At 68.7% G+C, this 16,664-nt stretch carries 25 protein-coding genes; 13 read left to right on the top strand and 12 right to left on the bottom strand.

The window, feature by feature from the left end; all coding sequences use genetic code 11:
* The 7 genes from E0W80_RS17435 to E0W80_RS17405 all read right to left on the bottom strand — a co-directional run.
* Positions 1-1,238: MFS transporter (locus E0W80_RS17435; protein ID WP_131494296.1), on the bottom strand; the 1,238-nt coding region annotated here is incomplete at its 3' end.
* Complete coding sequence (locus E0W80_RS17430) at positions 1,235-2,386, bottom strand: NAD(P)/FAD-dependent oxidoreductase (RefSeq protein WP_067119688.1); 1,152 nt, start codon at positions 2,384-2,386, stop codon at positions 1,235-1,237. The genes E0W80_RS17435 and E0W80_RS17430, both read right to left, overlap by 4 nt.
* Before the next feature lie 55 nt (positions 2,387-2,441).
* A complete protein-coding gene (locus E0W80_RS17425) occupies positions 2,442-2,738 on the bottom strand; it encodes a metal-sensitive transcriptional regulator (RefSeq protein ID WP_067119691.1) in 297 nt (98 codons plus the stop codon).
* A 55-nt stretch (positions 2,739-2,793) separates the two neighbouring features.
* A complete protein-coding gene (locus E0W80_RS17420) occupies positions 2,794-3,036 on the bottom strand; it encodes a YHS domain-containing protein (protein WP_067119694.1) in 243 nt (80 codons plus the stop codon).
* 49 nt (positions 3,037-3,085) lie between these two features.
* A complete protein-coding gene (locus tag E0W80_RS17415) occupies positions 3,086-5,359 on the bottom strand; it encodes a heavy metal translocating P-type ATPase (RefSeq protein WP_067119698.1) in 2,274 nt (757 codons plus the stop codon).
* 35 nt (positions 5,360-5,394) lie between these two features.
* Positions 5,395-6,357 (bottom strand): heavy metal-binding domain-containing protein, encoded by a 963-nt coding sequence (locus tag E0W80_RS17410; RefSeq protein ID WP_067119702.1) that lies wholly within the window; start codon positions 6,355-6,357, stop codon positions 5,395-5,397.
* Positions 6,357-6,566, bottom strand: a complete 210-nt coding sequence (locus E0W80_RS17405) for a heavy metal-associated domain-containing protein (protein ID WP_067119704.1) — start codon at positions 6,564-6,566, stop codon at positions 6,357-6,359. The genes E0W80_RS17410 and E0W80_RS17405 overlap by 1 nt, the downstream gene beginning before the upstream one ends.
* Before the next feature lie 375 nt (positions 6,567-6,941).
* On the opposite strand from E0W80_RS17405, the gene E0W80_RS17400 reads away from it, so the two are divergent.
* Entirely contained in the window at positions 6,942-7,370 is a 429-nt protein-coding gene (locus E0W80_RS17400) for a DUF6573 family protein (protein ID WP_067121479.1), read from the top strand.
* 71 nt (positions 7,371-7,441) lie between these two features.
* Here E0W80_RS17400 and E0W80_RS17395 read toward each other — a convergent pair whose 3' ends face one another.
* From E0W80_RS17395 to E0W80_RS17385, 3 genes are read right to left on the bottom strand one after another with little or no spacing between them, the layout of a single operon-like run.
* A complete protein-coding gene (locus tag E0W80_RS17395) occupies positions 7,442-7,927 on the bottom strand; it encodes a hypothetical protein (protein ID WP_067121481.1) in 486 nt (161 codons plus the stop codon).
* Positions 7,927-8,430, bottom strand: coding sequence for a hypothetical protein (locus E0W80_RS17390; RefSeq protein ID WP_067121483.1), 504 nt, complete (start codon positions 8,428-8,430; stop codon positions 7,927-7,929). Before E0W80_RS17390 ends, E0W80_RS17395 begins: the two co-directional genes overlap by 1 nt.
* Positions 8,431-8,434: 4 nt before the next feature.
* Entirely contained in the window at positions 8,435-8,944 is a 510-nt protein-coding gene (locus E0W80_RS17385) for a hypothetical protein (protein WP_067121485.1), read from the bottom strand.
* Positions 8,945-9,091: 147 nt separating this feature from the next.
* Between E0W80_RS17385 and E0W80_RS17380 the strand changes: the two genes are divergently transcribed.
* A complete protein-coding gene (locus tag E0W80_RS17380) occupies positions 9,092-9,673 on the top strand; it encodes a hypothetical protein (protein ID WP_067121487.1) in 582 nt (193 codons plus the stop codon).
* A 40-nt stretch (positions 9,674-9,713) separates the two neighbouring features.
* On the opposite strand, the gene E0W80_RS17375 is transcribed toward E0W80_RS17380, so the two are convergent.
* Both E0W80_RS17375 and E0W80_RS17370 read right to left on the bottom strand, forming a co-directional pair.
* Positions 9,714-10,895, bottom strand: coding sequence for a hypothetical protein (locus tag E0W80_RS17375; RefSeq protein WP_067121489.1), 1,182 nt, complete (start codon positions 10,893-10,895; stop codon positions 9,714-9,716).
* Positions 10,895-11,155, bottom strand: coding sequence for a hypothetical protein (locus tag E0W80_RS17370; RefSeq protein WP_067121491.1), 261 nt, complete (start codon positions 11,153-11,155; stop codon positions 10,895-10,897). Before E0W80_RS17370 ends, E0W80_RS17375 begins: the two co-directional genes overlap by 1 nt.
* 440 nt (positions 11,156-11,595) lie before the next feature.
* Here E0W80_RS17370 and E0W80_RS17365 point away from each other — a divergent pair, with 440 nt between their 5' ends.
* The 11 genes from E0W80_RS17365 to E0W80_RS17315 all read left to right on the top strand — a co-directional run bounded on the left by E0W80_RS17365 (position 11,596) and on the right by E0W80_RS17315 (position 16,660).
* On the top strand, positions 11,596-12,369 hold the full coding sequence (locus tag E0W80_RS17365) for a hypothetical protein (RefSeq protein WP_067119707.1): 774 nt from the start codon (positions 11,596-11,598) through the stop codon (positions 12,367-12,369).
* A gap of 11 nt (positions 12,370-12,380) precedes the next feature.
* Complete coding sequence (locus E0W80_RS17360; protein ID WP_067119709.1) at positions 12,381-12,824, top strand: hypothetical protein; 444 nt, start codon at positions 12,381-12,383, stop codon at positions 12,822-12,824.
* A gap of 11 nt (positions 12,825-12,835) precedes the next feature.
* Positions 12,836-13,048 carry a hypothetical protein gene (locus E0W80_RS17355; RefSeq protein ID WP_131494292.1) on the top strand — a complete coding sequence of 71 codons (213 nt, stop codon included), beginning with the start codon at positions 12,836-12,838 and terminating at the stop codon, positions 13,046-13,048.
* Between the two features lie 49 nt (positions 13,049-13,097).
* Positions 13,098-13,559, top strand: coding sequence for a hypothetical protein (locus tag E0W80_RS17350; RefSeq protein WP_067119713.1), 462 nt, complete (start codon positions 13,098-13,100; stop codon positions 13,557-13,559).
* Positions 13,560-13,569: 10 nt separating this feature from the next.
* Positions 13,570-14,712 (top strand): hypothetical protein, encoded by a 1,143-nt coding sequence (locus tag E0W80_RS17345; protein ID WP_067119715.1) that lies wholly within the window; start codon positions 13,570-13,572, stop codon positions 14,710-14,712.
* 22 nt (positions 14,713-14,734) lie between these two features.
* Positions 14,735-14,998, top strand: a complete 264-nt coding sequence (locus tag E0W80_RS17340) for a hypothetical protein (protein WP_067119717.1) — start codon at positions 14,735-14,737, stop codon at positions 14,996-14,998.
* On the top strand, positions 14,995-15,186 hold the full coding sequence (locus tag E0W80_RS17335; protein WP_067119719.1) for a hypothetical protein: 192 nt from the start codon (positions 14,995-14,997) through the stop codon (positions 15,184-15,186). The genes E0W80_RS17340 and E0W80_RS17335 overlap by 4 nt, the downstream gene beginning before the upstream one ends.
* Positions 15,180-15,620, top strand: a complete 441-nt coding sequence (locus E0W80_RS17330) for a hypothetical protein (protein ID WP_067119721.1) — start codon at positions 15,180-15,182, stop codon at positions 15,618-15,620. The genes E0W80_RS17335 and E0W80_RS17330 overlap by 7 nt, the downstream gene beginning before the upstream one ends.
* 162 nt (positions 15,621-15,782) lie before the next feature.
* Positions 15,783-16,082, top strand: a complete 300-nt coding sequence (locus E0W80_RS17325) for a hypothetical protein (protein WP_067119724.1) — start codon at positions 15,783-15,785, stop codon at positions 16,080-16,082.
* Positions 16,083-16,149: 67 nt separating this feature from the next.
* The gene (locus tag E0W80_RS17320) at positions 16,150-16,371 is read left to right on the top strand and encodes a hypothetical protein (protein ID WP_067119726.1); all 222 of its coding nucleotides are present in this window, start codon (positions 16,150-16,152) and stop codon (positions 16,369-16,371) included.
* Positions 16,358-16,660, top strand: a complete 303-nt coding sequence (locus E0W80_RS17315; protein WP_205802388.1) for a hypothetical protein — start codon at positions 16,358-16,360, stop codon at positions 16,658-16,660. The genes E0W80_RS17320 and E0W80_RS17315 overlap by 14 nt, the downstream gene beginning before the upstream one ends.
* The last annotated feature ends 4 nt before the right edge of the window (positions 16,661-16,664 follow it).

The following is a 16,664-nucleotide window of genomic DNA, read 5'->3' as shown; positions in this document are numbered from 1 at the left end:
CGGCGGGTCCCTTTCGGTCGATGTTGCGTGGCGGGCGGTGTGAGCTCCGTGGGGGTGCGCAGGTGGGTGAGGGTGGCGGTGATGCTGAGCAGCACCACCACTCCCCCCAACACGGCCGCGGCTCCAGGGAGGGTGAGAGCGGGGACGAGGAAGCCGGCCAGCACGACGGGGACGGACATCGCGAGGTAGGAGATCGTGTAGATCACGGCCATAACGGTGGCGCGCTGCCCGGGGTCGACGTGCGGCAGCAGGGTGCGCATCGCGCCCATGAAGGCAGTCCCGAACCCGGCACCCACGACCGCGACACTGGCGAGGTACCCGGGCAGAGTTGGCACGGCCAGCGCGGCGAGGCTGAGCACGGTGCCTGCGCCGAGAGACACGGCCCCGAACACGCTGATCCGCCGGGCGGTGGCCCCCTGCAGTGCGGTGGCGGCGACCACCCCGGCCGCGGCGAGGATGATGATGGACCCGGCCTGGTGCAGGTAGGTGTCGGCGTGGAACCGGGTGGCGATGATCCCCGGTCCCAGGGCGAGGAACAGACCGTTGGTGACCCACCCGGCGATGATGGCGGGGGCGACCGAGACGATGATCCGCCGCGTCGCCGCCGAGACCCGCCGGGCCCGTGGGTCCGGTCCCGCGTCCCCGGGAAGGACGGGTGGGGTGGGAATGGTCCAGGCGGTGGCGGCGAGGAGAGGGAACACCGCGGCGAGGAGCAGAAAGATGGTGCCCGCGTCGATGCCGGGTAGGTCCAGCAGTCCAGCGGCGGTGAGCGCCCCGAGCCCGAGACCGGCCATGGGGGCCACGGTGTTGGCCAGCGCGGCCGCCCCCAGCCAGCGGGAGGGTTCGTGGTCGACCATCATGGCGTTCAGAACCGGGACCAGCAGTCCCGCCGCCAGGCCTTGCAGGGCGCGGGCGGCGAGCAGCAGCAGGAAGGAATCGGCGGCCCAGAACATCAGCAGGCTCACCGACAGGGCCACCGATCCGACGGTGAGGATGCCGCGACGCCCGACCCGGTCAGAAAGCGACCCGAGCGTCAGCAGTGCGAGCAGCAGCGGGATGGCGTAGATCGCGAAGATAAGAGTGGTGGCCACCGGGGGCAGCTGGAGCTGCTCGGTGAGTTGCGGGTAGAACGGGGAAGGCGCCGACGCGGCCGCCATTAGCACGACGGTGCCGGTCACGGCGAGACAGAACCCGCCGCGGGCACGAGTGGCCGGGGTCACAGGGGTGGCGGCGGTCATGCGGCGCTCTCGTGCAGGTGCTGGGCGGTTTCGTGGACGGTGGCGACCGCGTCGACACCGCTCACCCCCACCAGAGCACCGTTGAGCGTGTGCGTGACGAGGGTGCCGGGTCCTGGGCCCTGTCCTTCGGTGGCGGGCGTCATGGTGTACCCGATGCCGGTGATGGCGGTGCCGTGGATCAGTGACGTGTAGGAGCTACGAGGACGGTAGGGTCCCGGGTCGGCGGCGCCGGTGCGGTCGTGGAGCACCGCGGCGGCGGCGTGCTGTCCTTGCGCGGCCGCGTCGGCCCAGTGATCCAGGCGCCAGATCCCGAGGTGGTCGTCGCGGTGTATGGCGGTGCTGCCGGCCGCGTACACGTGCGGGGCAGTGCTCCGCAGCCGGTCATCGACAGGCACCCCGGAAGAGAACGGTCCCGGTGCGGTGGGGGCGTTGCCGAGGGCGGTGATGAGCAGGTCGGCGGAGAGCGTGGTGGTGTCATCCAGGGTGATCCCCAGCAGCGGGCTCCTGTCACGGACGGCGGTGATCGTGCGGCCCAGGAATGTGGTGATTTTGCCGCGATGGATGCCGGTGATGTGGGCGGCGATCTGCGCGCCGAAGGAGGCCCGCCCGGGGATGCGGGAGCGGCTGATGAGGGCGACGTGATGTCCGGCGGCGTGGAGTGCGGACGCGGTCTCCGCGCCGGTGAATCCGCCGCCGTAGATCGCGACCCGGGACGGCCCGGCGGTGCGGGTGAGGTGTTCTCGGATCTGTTGGGCGTCCTGGATGCTGTGCAGGGTGACGACCTGGTGCCGTGCAGCGGGAGTGTGCCGCCCGGGCAGGCCCGGGGTGAGGGTGTCCGGGCGGCTGCCGGTGGCGATGATGACCGCGTCGTAGCGCAACTGTGCGCCGGAGGCGAGGTGCACGATGCGGCTGATCGGGTCGAGGTGGGTGGCGGTGTCTGCCAGCACGGTGACGGGCGGGAGCGGCGCGTGGATGGTCTCGGGCAAGGTGGGACCGAACGCGACGCCGGTGATGTGCATCCGGATGTACGGGGTCTCGTGGGTTCTGCCGACCAGGGTGACGTGGATGTCCTCGTGGCGGGCGAGGGCTGTTGCGGCGGCGACGCCGGCTGCTCCTGCCCCGAGGATGAGGACATGGTGGGTGGGCATGAGGTGCAGTTCGCTTCCGGGGTACGGGGGTCGCGGCGCTGCGAGGAGGGCAGGGTCAGGACCGGATCAGCTGGGTGATCGCGGTCGAGGCGGCATCAAGGACGGTGTCGTCGGTGAGGGTGCCGGTGGCGTGCGCGTGGCGCAGGTAGTCCGTCAGCAGGGCGAGACCGACACCCTGGAGCGCGCGTTGGGTGGCGGAGATCTGGGTGAGGGTATCGATGCAGGGGCGTTCCTGCTCGATCATCCCGGTGAGCCCGCGAATCTGCCCTTCCAGACGGCGCAGCCGGTTCCGGTAGGTGCGGGGGTCGGTGATGTAGCCCGGTTCGCGGGCGGCCGCGATGGTGGAGGTCATGAAGGGTCCGGTCTCCCGGTGCCCGCACGGGGTGTGTGGGCACCGGGAGTGAGGCTCAGGCCATGGCGGCGGCGTAGCGGGCCGGGTCCGCGTCGAACGCGGGACCGCAGCCGGCGCAGCAGAAGTAGTACCGCTCGCCCTCGTAGTCGCGGAACAGGCCGGCCGCCACGGCGGTGGCCTTGTTGACCGGGGTGCCCTCCATCACGGGGCAGGTGGTCATGTCGGCGCCACCGGCGGCGTCGAGGAGGTTCTCACGGCCGCCGGGGGCGGGGGCGCTGGTGCTGCAACAGCTGGACATGGGTGGTGTTCCTTCCGATGTGGGTGGTAGGTGCTGCCGGGTTGCCCGGTCAGCGGGCGATGCTCTTGAATCCGCGCAGACGCAGGCTGTTGCCCACGACGAACACGCTGGACAGTGCCATGGCGGCACCGGCGAGCATCGGGTTGAGGAGACCGAGGGCTGCGACCGGGATCGCGGCCGTGTTGTAGGCGAAGGCCCAGAACAGGTTGGTCTTGATAGTGCCGAGGGTCTTGCGGGACAGCCGGATCGCGTCAGCGGCGCTGCGCAGGTCGCCGCGGACCAGGGTGATGTCCGAGGCCTCGATCGCGACGTCGGTGCCGGTTCCCATCGCCAAGCCGAGGTCGGCCTGCGCGAGCGCGGGGGCGTCGTTGACACCGTCTCCGACCATCGCGACGACCTTTCCCTCGCCTTGGAGGCGGGTGACGACATCGACCTTGTCCTTCGGGAGGACTTCGGCGATGACCTGGTCGATACCGACCTCGGCGGCGATCTGGCGGGCGACCGCCTCGTTGTCGCCGGTGAGCAGCACCGGAGTCAGGCCGAGTGCCTTGAGCTGGGCGATGGCCTCCTTGCTGGTCGGCTTGACGGTGTCGGCGACGATGAGGATGCCGCGAGCGGCACCATCCCATCCGACGGCGACGACGGTCTTGCCTTCGCTTTCGGCCTGCGCCTTCGCGGCGGCAACCTCGGCGCTCAGGCGCAGCGACCACTCGGCCAGCAGCGATTCCCGGCCGACGATGAGTGCGTGTCCGTCGACGACACCCTGCACGCCCTTGCCTTCCAGGTTCGTGAACCCTTCCACGGTGGGGAGGGTGCCGGTCTGCTGGGTGGCGCCCTTCGCGATCGCCTGCGCGATGGGGTGCTCGGAGGCGTCTTCGAGTGCACCGGCGAGGCGGAGTAGCTCGTCCGCATCGGTGCCCGGCTCGGTGACGACGTTGACCAGGGTCATCTTGCCGGTGGTGACGGTGCCGGTCTTATCGAGCACGACGGTGTCGACCTTGCGGGTGGATTCCAGCACTTCCGGGCCCTTGATCAGGATGCCCATCTGCGCGCCGCGGCCGGTGCCGACCAGCAGCGCGGTCGGCGTGGCAAGACCCAGGGCGCACGGGCACGCGATGACCAGCACGGCGACGGCGGCGGTGAACGCGGCAGCGACAGGGAACCCGGCACCCAACCATGCCCCCATCGCGACGACGGCGATGAGGATCGCAATCGGGACGAACACGCCGGAGATCTTGTCGGCCAGGCGCTGCACCTCAGCCTTTCCGGTCTGGGCGTCCTCGACGAGCTTGGCCATCTGCGCCAGCTGCGTGTCCGAGCCGACCCGAGTGGCGCGAACTACCAAGCGTCCGCCGGCGTTCACCGTGGCTCCGGTGACGGGGTCGCCTTCGGCGACCTCGACCGGGACGGATTCGCCGGTGAGCATGGAGGCGTCCACGGCGGACGTGCCGGAAACCACGACACCGTCGGTGGCGATCTTCTCGCCCGGGCGGACGATGAACTCGTCCCCCGCCTGCAGGTCCTCGACCGGGATCTTCGTCTCCACCCCGTCGCGCAGCACGGATACTTCCTTCGCGCCGAGCTCGAGCAGCGCGCGCAGCGCGGCGCCGGCCTGACGCTTGGACCGCTTCTCGAAGTAGCGGCCGGCGAGGATGAACATCGTCACCCCGGCGGCGACTTCGAGGTAGATGTTCGCGGCTCCTTCCGAGGGGGCGAGGGTGAGCTCGAACGGGTGCGTCATCCCGGGGGTGCCGGCGGTGCCGAAGAACAGCGCGTACAGCGACCACAGGAACGCGGCGGTCGTGCCCATCGAGATGAGCGTGTCCATCGTCGCGGTGCCGTGCTTGAGGTTCGCCCACGCCGCCTTGTGGAACGGGAACGCCGCCCACACGATGACCGGCGCCGCCAGCGCCAACGACGCCCACTGCCAGTAGGTGAACTGCAGGGCGGGGACCATCGCCATCGCGATGACCGGGACGCTCAGGACGATGGAGACGATGAGCCGATTGCGGAGGCTGGTCAGCTCCGGGTCGGCATCGTCCGCGTCCCCGCCCTCGGCGGTGTCGTTCTTGGCCTTCTTCGGGGCCGGAAGCGCCGCGCTGTAGCCGGTCTTCTCGACCTCGGCGATCAGCAGGGCCGGGTCGTATCCGGCGGGGATGGTGACCTTCGCCTTCTCGGTGGCGTAGTTGACCGTGGCGGCGACGCCGTCGAGCTTGTTCAGCTTTTTCTCGATCCGCATCGCGCAGGAGGCGCAGGTCATCCCGCCGATCTGGAGTTCGACGGCGGAGTCCGCGGTCTGTTCTGCGGGGGCTGTGGTGCTCATGGTGTTCCTTCTTCTCTCAGATCACCGCGGGGCGGTCAGTGACCGTCGCCCGTGTCGCTGTGTGTGTCGTCCGTGTCCGTGTCGCCGGTGCCGTGCCCGGCGTCCACGACGAACTCGGCGGTGTGGACCTGCCCGTCGACCTGGAAGTCGAGGTAGAGCAGGTACCGGCCGGTGGTAGGCGCCTCGGCCGCGAATCGGATGTCGGGTCCGGCGGTGTCGCCGTCCTGCGGGTCGTCGCCTTCGGCGTGCACGTGCAGGTAGGCCAGGTCCCCATCGCGCAGCGCGACGAGGTGCCCGAAGGCCCCAAGGTACGGCTGCAGGGTGGTGACTGGCTGCCCGTCACGGGTGACCGACAAGGTTAGCTCGGAGCTCTCCCCCGCGGTCAGGTCCCCATCGAGGGTGACCGTGTACCCGTCGACCTCGCTTGTCGTCGACGTGGCGGTCGCCGGGTTCGGGGTGAACGCGCCCGCGACGTCGACCGTGCGGGTCAGGGTGACCTTGTCGGGGCCGTCGGCGACGTCCGGCACGAAGTCGGCATAGATCCGGTAGCTGCCGGCTTCGGTCCACTCCCAGGAGGTCGTCCAGGTGCCGGTGGCCTCGTCGAGCGTGGGGTGCACGTGCCGGAACTGGGTTCCATCGGTGCGCACCACGATCAGGTGCAGGTCCTTCTCATGCGAGGACTCGTACGCGGTCAGCGCAGTCCCGTCAGCGTCGAGGATCTGGAAGCTCAACTCGCCTGACTCGCCCGTTCCGGTGGGCGCGGCGATCGGGCTGAGTTCGTATCCGTAACCGGAGAGGGAGACGCCGGGGATGGTGGCGGTCTCGGCGGTGTCCTCGCCGGTCATGCCGGCGTGATCGGCCATCGAGCTGTCGTCAGCCGCGGCCGTCCAGTTGGCGACGGCGCTGTCCGGGACGACAGCTGCCGCGATGCCGAACGCCCCGCCGAAAGCCACGACGACGCCGGCGCCATACAGGCTGAGTCGTCCCGCAGCGTTCATCAGGCGCGCACCGCGGAGTAACCAGCCTCGTCGACCGCGGCCAGCACGGCGGCGTCATCCAGAGCACTGGTGGAAGACACGACGAGCTTGCCGGTCTGGGCGCTCACCTGGATCTCGTCCACGCCGGGGATCTGGGAGACCTCTTCACGGATGGACATCTCGCAGTGTCCGCACGTCATGCCGGTGACCTGGTACTCGCTGGTGGCCATGATGGTTTCCTTCCGTCGGTGATGCGCCAGAATCGGCGACACCCACCCTAACACCCCTACCCCCCTAGGGTATTCCGGAGTACTGAGGAAATCGTGGTGTCCATGCTCAGATTTGTTTGTGGCATCGCGTGAGACCTACCGCCTCGAACCGGCCGCCTGTGCGTGAATTACGTCTCCCGCCCAGCAGCTATCCCCTTGCTGCAGGAGAGATCACCCGAACCACCCGACCGAAATGTCCATATGGACACCACGTGGACACTTCATCTGCGAAATGGACATTTTAGAAAAATCCCTACACAAGGGCGGGGCGTCCTGATGTCGGAGGCCCCCTCTAAAGTGTAAATGTCACATTCACTCGCACCACTGGAGGACACCATGACCGAGCCGAGCAACCCGTTCGAGGGCGCAGAGATCATCGCCGTCTACACTGCCGAGGAGGCCGTCGAGGACGGGCTGCTACTGCACTTCTCCCCGGCCACTGCACTTGAGGCCGGCTACACCCTGCCGGTCCTCCTCACCCGCGCCGCCTACGCGGCCGCGGTGCAGTGGACGCGCGGCGAGAACTGGCAGAGCGAGGACGCCCGCTTCTGGGACGTGCTCACCGTCATCCGCGCCGCGGCTCGCGCCGCACTCAACGACGGCAGCCCTCGTGAGACCTACGTGCTGCGAGTCCCGGACACGACCCCCTCCGGCAAGCCGAGCCAGGCGACCACCGCCACCCGTCAGCCGCTGCAGGTCAGCGTCGAGGGGTTCAACCTCACCGGACAGGCGTGCGTGATCGTCGCCCTCCCCGGCGAGGACTGACCGGCCGCCGTAGGCCGCGAGGGTGCCGGCCAGTCGGCACCCTCGCGGCGCTCGCCGCATCCCCGAGGGGCTCAACGCTTCCGGTTCGCGAACGGCCACTGACCGTAGACGTCCGCGAATGCTGCCCGGTAACGGATCTCGACGTCCTCAGCGGACTCGCCGGGCGTCAACGCCCAGGCCACGAGCAGCTCGTCCTGATCGGCCAGCTGCCAGATCGAACGACCTCCCTGATGGCTCGAACCCTTCCGGGCGAACTGGCCCAACCGCTTCCGCAGCCCACCCACCTTCGCCTCAGCCTTGCCGATGTACACCACTGGAGTCCCCGCCACCCACCGCCCAATCAGGTCATCTAACGGGTAGGCAGATCCCGCTCGAGCTCGCGTCAGCTCGAGCAGCTCCGGCGTCGTGGTCGCCGTGCGCAGCACGACGTAGATCCCCGCCTCACGCGGCACGCCCGCGCTCGCGAGATCCCCGAAGGACACGAAGCCCTCGAACCCGACCGCCTCGAGCGAGGCTCGATCCCATGACGCCGGCAACGCCAGCGCACGATCAACCATCAGCGGACCTCAGCCGAAGCGACGGCCCCAGCCGGCGCGATCGCCGGCACGCCGAACAGGTCGCCCACGCGCCGCTCGAGCAGGTATGGCTCCATGTCCCCCGCGTGCCGCGGCGCCGCCGCCGCACCCCGGCCTGGACGCTCCTCCATGTACCAGTACAGCTGCCGCACCCCACGGGCGTTGTGCTGTTGAGCAAGCTCGCGCGCCTCCTCACGGGTGAACAGCCAGACGGCATCCGACGAGAGCAGCGTGACCGCCAGCAGCTGCGCGCGCAGATCATCCGGGAAGAAGAATCCGACCGACAGGGCACCCTTCCCGCCCGAGGGCGAGGGCGCGGTCTGCGTCTTGACCTGGATCGTCACCGCGCTCGCGGAGCCCGGCGCGTAGGCCACGAGATCCACACCGGAATCCGTCGTCAGCCGTGCGGTGTCTATGCCGCGCTTCACGAGCCGGTACTGCACCAGCAGCTCCCCCGCGGCGCCGATGTGCTGCGTCGTGGTCATCGACTCACGCCCTACGCGGCAGGACCGTGGGCAGCGCCCCGTTCCGCCCCGCGGCCGTGACAATCACAACGCCACCCTCCGGCGGCTCGATCGTCGCGATCCCATCGGCGTCGACGGTGAGCACGTAGTTGGCGACGACCGCGCGACGGTAACCGTCGTCGAGTTTCTCCACGGGAGCGTCACCATGGCGAACCAGATCGGTCTCGATGTACTGGATCGGCCGAGCCTGACCCCTCACCCACGGCTTCACAGGACTCTTCTGGTGCAGCAGCGAGGCGAACTCGACGGACTCCTCCGCCTCGAAGAACACTCGTCCATCCTCGCGACGCTCATGCCCGGTGACGTCATAGACCGAGACGACCTGGTCGTTGTAGACCCCCACGACGACGTCGCCGTAGCGTGCGATCGCGTCATCGTTGACGTCCGCCCACCAGCCCAGCGTCGCATCCTCCATGTCGCGCACGCCGGAGAGAACTTCGCGGTACGACTTCCGCAGATTCACCACGATCATCATTCACCCTTCTTAGACGCATGATGTTGCATCTTCACTGATCACGAAGATAGCACTACTTCACGCAATGATGCGGCTCCATCGTCGTAGATGTCGGTGGCCCGTCGTATTCTGTGAATGTCACATTCACTAGCAATTGAGGAGGACACCATGGGTGCCACATCCACTCACAAGCAGGCCGGCGTCAGCGTCCGCGACTACTTCGCCGACTACTTCACCAACGCCACCATCATCGCCAGCGGAACCCGTCGCGACCCGGACTACCTCGCCGGAAGCTATGACTGGCCATACGAGTTCTACGCGGCCGTGCGCTACAACGACGGCCACCCGCACGCCGGCGAGGTCTTCGCCTTCGTGGCGCTGTACTCCACCGCCCCTCGCAGCCACTACAACTTCACGTACAAGGACATGGACGAGACCATGGGCCCGGGCGCCTCGCACGCGCCCCACCGCGTGCTCGAGGCACTCACCCCCACCACCCACGAGCACGCACAGGAATGGCGCGCTCGCTGCTGGGGGAACCTCGAGCTCGCGGAGGCCAAGCCCCGCGTGCGCCGCGGCGATCGCATCCGCTTCGCCGAGGACTTCACTTTCTCGGGCGGGCTGCAAACCACAACGGAGACCGTCTTCGAGATCGTCGAGCGCGACGTGCTGCGACTCCCCGACCACCACGGGATGCGCGTGAAGATCCCCCGCTGGCGCGCGCGCAGCTTCGCACTCGCAGCCAGCTGAGACACGGTGGGCGCCCGGACGGAGGGGCGCCCACCGCACGTCACCCTCCGGGGCGCCGGCGCCAGTGCCCGGCGATCTCCCGGCCCCGCCGAGTGTGTTCGGGCACCCAGATCATTCCCGCGCCGGTCGGTGCGACCGCCGGCGCGGCCAGACCTTCCACGGTCTCCTCGAGCAACATCGCCGCAGTGTGGCGGTCGCCGCCGGCCGCGAGGAACTCCCGTCCGCCCGCGACCTCGAAGACGCGCTGTCTCAGCTCTGCGTCGACGTCGAGCGGTCCCCTGCCGCGCAGCTGATGCGCGATCGAGTCCATCCGGGTTTCCTCCTGGATGACGTCGATACGGTGCACGGCCAGCTGCAGGCGGCTCTTGAACCGGGCCAGGTCGATCGACCGGCGCCGCGCCAACGGTGACCGCTGCCGCCACTCCTCGAGCGCGCTCTGATCGAGCGGCTGATACTCCTCCCGCAGACGCTTCCGCGCAGCCGCAGCTCGCCGTCTCTCGAAGAAGTCGCGCGCGGCACCCTCATTGGCGCGCCGCTCCCTCGCCGCCGTCCGCTGCAGCTTCCGCGGCGGAAGACCCGCTGCCTTGAGCCGGCGCTGCAGCATCTTTGCCTCACGATTCGATCGCAGCGTCCGCTCGTAGGCATCGCGGTTCTCTGCACGATGTGCGCGCTGCCATTCGCTTAGGTGCGCCCGGTTGCGCTGCTGCCAGTCCCGCGCCGCCGCCGCCACCTTCTCGGGCTCCGCGTCGCGGCGCCGCCGGCTGCGCTCGAGCACAGCTTCACGGTTGCGCTCGTAGTAGCGCCTCGAGTACTCCGCGGTCTTCTCCGGGTGCGATTCCCTCCACCGCTGTATGGATGCCCGTTTCTGCTCCGGATGGGCAGTCGTCCACCGCCTGACACGCTCGCGATCACGCTCCCGCCGCTCTTTCAGCTCGCGCATCCGCTGTGACCGGGCGCGCATGTACTCGCGGTTCTTCCTCCGGATCTCGTCGCGGTTCTTCGCGTCGTAGTCGGCCTTGTACGCCCGGATCCGCTCGCGATTCTGCTCGCGGTACTGAGCCTTGTAGGCCCGATCCTTCTCAGCGCGGTCACGCGCTGCAGCATCCTCGTCGACGGCCTTAGCTGCCTGTCGCGCCTTCCCAGCGCGTAGCCAAGCCGCGTGCGGGTCGGACGAGCCCGCACCGTTCGCTCGCGTCGACGAGTCGTCGACGCCCCCGGCCATCAGGAATCCGCAGGCGCCAGATCTAGCAGTCGCTGAAACAGCGCGTACCGATGAGCGGTGGGATTCGTGATCGCCAGCCCGATCGCCTCATGCAGCTCTCGGCGCTGCTCGGCGGAGAGATCTGTCAGCGGCTCAAGACACCAGTCCGCATCGTTGCCGACCGAGTAATCCGGCTCGTCGACGTGGATCTCCGGGTAGTACGAGATCGCCACCAACCCAACACGCTGCAGGACGTCATCGACGTCTTCACGGCTCGGCATGGAGTCCTCCTCTTCTGCGAGCCGCTGTGGCCCGACTGCAGGTATAGGCCGGCATCGGAACCGTTCGCGGACAGGCACATCGCCGATCGGAATCGCAGTTGAGGCTACGCCGGAACTTCCGCTTGACGGTGGCACGGGGTGACTGTATCTTTGTGAATGTCACATTCACTATCGGACCAACACCGAGGAGACGCCCACCACAGACTCACCGACTAGGGGAACCGCTCAGCGCCGTTCCCCTCCGCGGGACAGAGCCCACTTCGCAGCCTGACGAGCGCTCACAGCGTTCGTGGCATCCCGCGGCTACGGCGTCGACCGACGCCCGCCCATACCGGTCGGCGCCAGCGGAGGCGGCGCCGTGACATCGCCGCCTCCGCACATCCTGTCCGCGAAGCGCACCAGCTGCGGCCTATACCCAGCAGAGACCACCGGAGGCAACCATGGACACCACCCCCACGACGCAGCCGACCGCAGACTGGCACGACTTCTACGTCGAGCCCTACCCCGGCCGCAAGGGGAACGAGCGCATCCAGGAGACCTGCGGCGCGTGCGGAGGCACCGGAATCTACACGGCGCCCACCTACATCACAGACGGCGAGGGCCGGCCGTACTGCTTCGCATGCAAAGGGTCCGGCGTCCACAGTCGCCTCGTCAGCAGCGCACGCGCCACCGCTCGCTCTCACGCGAAGGCACGCGCCGAGCACGCCAACACCATGCAGGCCCTCGCCGCGCGGCGTGCCGACTTCGAGCTCGCTCACCCAGGCCTGCGCGACCAGCTCACCGAGGCGCATCTGTCCGTCCGCGACGGCAACCCGCTGCGGCTGCGGATCGGCCAGCTGCTGGACAGCCTCGAGGACTACACCGGCACCCTGGACGACGCCGAGGTCACCGAAGCGCATGCCCTGCTCGAGCAGCTCGAGCAGGAGAAGGCAGCCCGTCGCCCCGTCCCCACGGGACGCACGATCATCCGGGGCGAGATCCTCGCGACGAAGACCCTCGACAGCCAGTGGGGCATCACGGTCAAGATGCTCGTCCAGGGCCCGGGCTGGCGCGTCTGGGGCAGCCGCCCGTCCGAGATCTCAACCGCCGGCCGCGGCGACGTTGTCGAGTTCACCGCCACCGTTTCCGCCAGCGACGACGACGACAGCTTCGGCTTCTACTCACGCCCCACCAAGGCGCACATCATCGCCGCCGGCCTGCGCCGCACCGCATGAACAGGAACACCATGGCCGGACGCACGCTGCTCACGATCTACCTCACTCCGACCACGAGCGACCCGCGACTGCCGGCGCCGATCCTCGTGGGGAATCTGTACCTCGTCCACTCTGGGCTTGACCAGCCCAGCCGACTCATGGGGTTCAGCGCTCCCGGCGAGATCCCGATCGCCCTCTGGGCGCACGACGCCCTGCGCACTCCCGAGAAGGCGCGAGGGCTGCATCCCCACTTCATCATCCGCGGCCGCGTCTGGCGCCACCCGCTCACCGTCGACGCGCTCACCGTGCGCGACAACAGCGACGTCATCCAGGTCGTCATCACCCACACGGCGTCCGGGAAGAGCTACCGCCCCTATGTCGGCGACGACCCCGACAGAGCCAAGCGGATCGCGACCTCCTGGGGCAACAACCCCCACTACACCGCCGTCGTCAAACCCCTCCACGAACACCAATAGGAAGGTCCACCATGCGCTGCCTCATGTGCGAAGAGCCGGAGATCATGTACATCCCCTCCGACGACATCCCCGACGTCGGGCTCTACAGCTGCGGCGTCTGCGGCTTCGAGCTCGAAGGCCCGCTCGAGCGCCCCTCGAGACCTCTCGCCGTTCCGGGCCCGCGCCCACTCCCCATCGCCGAGATCCACACCCACACGCTTGCGCTCGAGCGAGCCACCGCGTAACGTCAGTGAATGTCACATTCACTACTGATCACCTATCGCGGAGGACACCATGAGCGACGCTGCGCAGATCGTCGACGAGGAAGTCGTCTACATCGGACGCAAGCAGGCGGGCAACGGCAAGCTCGCCCACTGGTACCGTCCCCTCGTCAACGGCGTTCTCGAAGAGAGAGAGATCGGCTCCTACAAGCCATACCTGTCAGTGCCGGTCGGCGCGATCGTCACCATCACCCGACCCGCTGACGAGCCTGAATCGCTGTTCGTCCGCGGCGCTCACGGGCCCAGACTCACCGGCAGCTGGCAGGACACCGCAGAGATCTCGGAGTGGCGCACCCGCGATCGCGCCGAGTACCAGCGCGACGCGAACGAGCGCCGCGTGAAGCGTGATCTCGACGGGCTCCCGGATGACTTCGAGAGCGCAATCGACATCCTCGGCAAACACTTCTCACGGCTCAACAACAGCCAGAGAGCCGCGCTGATGACTCTCGTGACCGCGCGCATCCTCCGCTACTGAGGGGTTCGCCATGTCCACTCTCGACCTGCTCGACGACAGCTTCCCCCATGGCACCCCGGACGGGTACAGGCAGGGATGCCGCAGCGCAGCATGCCCCGCAGTCATCCCGTGCCGCACCGTCCACTCCCGGTACTCCGGCGACTACTCATTCGCCCGTCTGATCGACGCCGGCGTGCCCCTCGCCGAGATCCTCGAGCGCGACGCGGCCGAACGCGCGAATGCCCGTCAAGGAGACCGCGCAGCCGCCCGCGAAGCACGGCGCGCAGCGGATACTCCGGCCAAGCGCACCCCCTCCCGGAAGGCGCCACCCACTCCACGAGCGAAGCGCAAGCCAGCACCCGGCCGAGACGTCGACGAGTATCAACGGGCGCTCGAGCAGCGCAGCGACGAGCTCGCCCGCTGGCAGATCGAGCGCCGCCGGCTGCGGGAGGCGCTCGCCCTCATCACCGAGCAGCTCGAGGCGGCGACGATCGCCACGGGAGCCGGCCTGTCCCTCGGCGGCGTGATCGAGCAAGCCCTGCTGCAGGCCACCCAGCGACATGCAGCAGCAGCCGCCGAGCTCGCGGCACACGACGAGCAGCGCCCTTCCCCGCCGACTAAGCCGCGCCGCCAGACAACGCCGCGGCCGCGGACCTCCACCACGCCTCGACAGCTGCAGCCGCACGGCACCAACGCCTGCCGCGCGCGCGGATGCGATCGACCCGAGTGCATCGAAGCGGGACGCACCTACCACCGCGAATGGATGGCGAAGCGGGCCACCGCCCCGATCCCCCGTCAGCACCATGGCACCGCTTACGGCTATCAGCTCGGCTGCAAGGACCGCGACCAGTGCCCTGCGGAGACCTCGTGCGCCGACGCTTCACTGGCCGAGGAGCGACGCCGGCGCCGGGAGTCCGGCGTCGCGCCGCAGGCCCCGCGCGTGTCCGCCGAACCGATCCGACAGCACGTCCGTCAGCTCATGGCATCCGGCATGGCCGTCCTCGAGATCGCCGACCAGGCGCAGGTTTCCAAGACCGGCGTGAAGATCCTCCTCTACGGCCGCTCAGGTGCTCGCAAGGGGGAGCTGCCTCGTGAGATCGAAGCGGAGAAGGCGCAGCGGCTCCTCGCGCTGGAGCCGCTCACCGCAGCCCCGAAGCTCGAACGCTCCGCCTGACACCGACATCAGGAAGGCCACCATGAACGACCGCACCACCCCTACCGTCACCGTCACGATTCAAGTCCCCAGCAACGCACCCGAGGACGTGATCTCCCGGGTCACAGCCCTCGGCACGGAGCTCGGCGCCCAGGGCGGAATCGACCAGGTTCTCCTCGATCTCGTGCGCACCTGTCACGTCTGCGGGTGCACCGACGAGCGAGCATGCTTCGGCGGCTGTTGGTGGGCCAACGACGAGGGTGCCGCCGACCTCTGCTCGAGCTGCGCGGACGGGCCCCGCCAATGACGCAGGAAGCTACCGCCCGGATCTGCCTGGCGGGCATCACAGGATCACGCGGCTACTGCGGACGCAAAGCGACGTCGGCAGCCACGGCCGTCGCAGACGTGACCTGCAAGGACTGCAGCGCAGCCGTGCGCGCAGACCAGCAGGCCGGCATCCTCTCCCCCGAGCTGACGGCGGCGATCGCATGCTGACCGCCAGCTGGTCGTCATGGACCCCCGGGCGCCCCGGAGGCGCACTGCGCGGCGTCATCGACCACGTCACCGACAAAGGCACCCACCAGTCCGGCGAGCGGGTGTGGCGCTGCGCCCACCGCCACGCCACCGAGGCCGACGCCACCCAGTGCGCCAACACCGAGCTCAAGCGCCGACAGAACGCCCGGCGTCTGAACTGGTCGCAACGGGTCACCATGCGGATGATCGCCGATGGTCGATCCCCCTCCGGCGGCGCGAGCTACCTCGACACGGCAGGCCTGGGGATCCCCGGCGGCACCATCCAATCCCTCCGCCGGCGCGGACTGATCGAGCGCTACTCCTGGATCGAACCAGGATGGGTGCTCACCAAAGCCGGTGTCGACGCCATCAACAGCGGCGCGTGCAACGAACCCGAGGACAACGTCGACGACTGACCACCCGACCTCCGCAACTCCGATGTCCGCGAACACCCTCAAACCCGGCCTATACCCAGCAAGAAAGGCCTGCAGCAACGTCAGGCACGGGGTTCCCCTACCGGGCGCGCAGGCGTATAGTCAGTGAATGTCACATTCACTAATTGATTGAGGAGAAACGCCATGACCATCACCCAGACCGCCGCCCCCACGGGCACCGCGGTCACCATCACAGGAACCGTCCGCACACCGCTCACCCTCGTCCGCCGGCTCACCGACCGCCGAGCACGAGTCGGTTTCCGCGTCGACACTGACACCGGCCCGTACAACGTCCACGCCAACGGCGCCCTCGCCGAGCTGCTCCGGCTGACGACGCACCGGGGCGATCACGTCACCGTCCACGCCGCCGCTGCCACGTTCAGCCACCCCGCCCAGACCATCCCCGACCTCGAGGCCGACAGTGTCGAGCTCGACATTGACTGAGTCCGCCGCCGCGCCGCATCAGGATGGGAACCTGACCATCCCGCAGCGCGCAGCAGGAGAGACCGACATGGCGAACATCTTCCACATCAACGGCAAAGACGTCGATGTCACCGACCGCGCTGCAGTACAGGCACTCACGCCGGACGAGTACCGCGAACTGCTCGAGCTCACCTTGCAGGATCAGGCCTCCCCCGACGACACGATCGTCGGCCTGCACCAGGAGCAGCCCGACGCCGGCACGGGCTTCATCATCACCAACCCGTCGACCGGCGGTGATGACGATGCCTAGCCTGCGCCGAACCATCGGCCCCGCCGCCAATTCGGTCGTGGCTCCCATCGCTGCGCTCCTGACCGGCAAGGGATCCGAGGCCGCGGTGCCGGTCCAGCCGCCGGCACCGCCAGCCAGCCCCAAGCTCGACCCCTGGCATGAGGCGTTTTCCTACGCGAAGAGCTCCGGCCTCAGCCGCGCGAGTGCGCAGGACTTCGCCGACCACTACGCGGCCTACATCGAGGACCGCACGAACGAGATCCGCTACCCGGATCTCCCGCTGCCGACCCCGAGCGAGTTCATCCCGTGACCGG

It is taken from the genome of Microbacterium sp. PI-1 (assembly GCF_004337555.1).
Classification (GTDB): Bacteria; Actinomycetota; Actinomycetes; order Actinomycetales; family Microbacteriaceae; genus Microbacterium; species Microbacterium aurugineum.
The sequence above is the reverse complement of the archived record's forward strand: the minus strand, read 5'-3'. Positions and strand labels throughout refer to the sequence as shown.

Excerpts from the sequence above, each read along its gene's own strand:
- E0W80_RS17380 (WP_067121487.1), top strand. The coding sequence starts at position 9,092 with ATGGGTGCCACATCCACTCACAAGCAGGCCGGCGTCAGCGTCCGCGAC.
- E0W80_RS17425 (WP_067119691.1), bottom strand. The coding sequence starts at position 2,738 with ATGACCTCCACCATCGCGGCCGCCCGCGAACCGGGCTACATCACCGAC.
- E0W80_RS17355 (WP_131494292.1), top strand. The coding sequence starts at position 12,836 with ATGCGCTGCCTCATGTGCGAAGAGCCGGAGATCATGTACATCCCCTCC.
- E0W80_RS17335 (WP_067119719.1), top strand. The coding sequence starts at position 14,995 with ATGACGCAGGAAGCTACCGCCCGGATCTGCCTGGCGGGCATCACAGGA.
- E0W80_RS17375 (WP_067121489.1), bottom strand. The coding sequence starts at position 10,895 with ATGGCCGGGGGCGTCGACGACTCGTCGACGCGAGCGAACGGTGCGGGC.
- E0W80_RS17315 (WP_205802388.1), top strand. The coding sequence starts at position 16,358 with ATGACGATGCCTAGCCTGCGCCGAACCATCGGCCCCGCCGCCAATTCG.
- E0W80_RS17360 (WP_067119709.1), top strand. The coding sequence starts at position 12,381 with ATGGCCGGACGCACGCTGCTCACGATCTACCTCACTCCGACCACGAGC.
- E0W80_RS17340 (WP_067119717.1), top strand. The coding sequence starts at position 14,735 with ATGAACGACCGCACCACCCCTACCGTCACCGTCACGATTCAAGTCCCC.
- E0W80_RS17320 (WP_067119726.1), top strand. The coding sequence starts at position 16,150 with ATGGCGAACATCTTCCACATCAACGGCAAAGACGTCGATGTCACCGAC.
- E0W80_RS17415 (WP_067119698.1), bottom strand. The coding sequence starts at position 5,359 with ATGAGCACCACAGCCCCCGCAGAACAGACCGCGGACTCCGCCGTCGAA.
- E0W80_RS17405 (WP_067119704.1), bottom strand. The coding sequence starts at position 6,566 with ATGGCCACCAGCGAGTACCAGGTCACCGGCATGACGTGCGGACACTGC.
- E0W80_RS17365 (WP_067119707.1), top strand. The coding sequence starts at position 11,596 with ATGGACACCACCCCCACGACGCAGCCGACCGCAGACTGGCACGACTTC.
- E0W80_RS17345 (WP_067119715.1), top strand. The coding sequence starts at position 13,570 with ATGTCCACTCTCGACCTGCTCGACGACAGCTTCCCCCATGGCACCCCG.
- E0W80_RS17370 (WP_067121491.1), bottom strand. The coding sequence starts at position 11,155 with ATGCCGAGCCGTGAAGACGTCGATGACGTCCTGCAGCGTGTTGGGTTG.
- E0W80_RS17420 (WP_067119694.1), bottom strand. The coding sequence starts at position 3,036 with ATGTCCAGCTGTTGCAGCACCAGCGCCCCCGCCCCCGGCGGCCGTGAG.
- E0W80_RS17325 (WP_067119724.1), top strand. The coding sequence starts at position 15,783 with ATGACCATCACCCAGACCGCCGCCCCCACGGGCACCGCGGTCACCATC.
- E0W80_RS17410 (WP_067119702.1), bottom strand. The coding sequence starts at position 6,357 with ATGAACGCTGCGGGACGACTCAGCCTGTATGGCGCCGGCGTCGTCGTG.
- E0W80_RS17385 (WP_067121485.1), bottom strand. The coding sequence starts at position 8,944 with ATGATGATCGTGGTGAATCTGCGGAAGTCGTACCGCGAAGTTCTCTCC.
- E0W80_RS17430 (WP_067119688.1), bottom strand. The coding sequence starts at position 2,386 with ATGCCCACCCACCATGTCCTCATCCTCGGGGCAGGAGCAGCCGGCGTC.
- E0W80_RS17395 (WP_067121481.1), bottom strand. The coding sequence starts at position 7,927 with ATGGTTGATCGTGCGCTGGCGTTGCCGGCGTCATGGGATCGAGCCTCG.
- E0W80_RS17350 (WP_067119713.1), top strand. The coding sequence starts at position 13,098 with ATGAGCGACGCTGCGCAGATCGTCGACGAGGAAGTCGTCTACATCGGA.
- E0W80_RS17400 (WP_067121479.1), top strand. The coding sequence starts at position 6,942 with ATGACCGAGCCGAGCAACCCGTTCGAGGGCGCAGAGATCATCGCCGTC.
- E0W80_RS17390 (WP_067121483.1), bottom strand. The coding sequence starts at position 8,430 with ATGACCACGACGCAGCACATCGGCGCCGCGGGGGAGCTGCTGGTGCAG.
- E0W80_RS17330 (WP_067119721.1), top strand. The coding sequence starts at position 15,180 with ATGCTGACCGCCAGCTGGTCGTCATGGACCCCCGGGCGCCCCGGAGGC.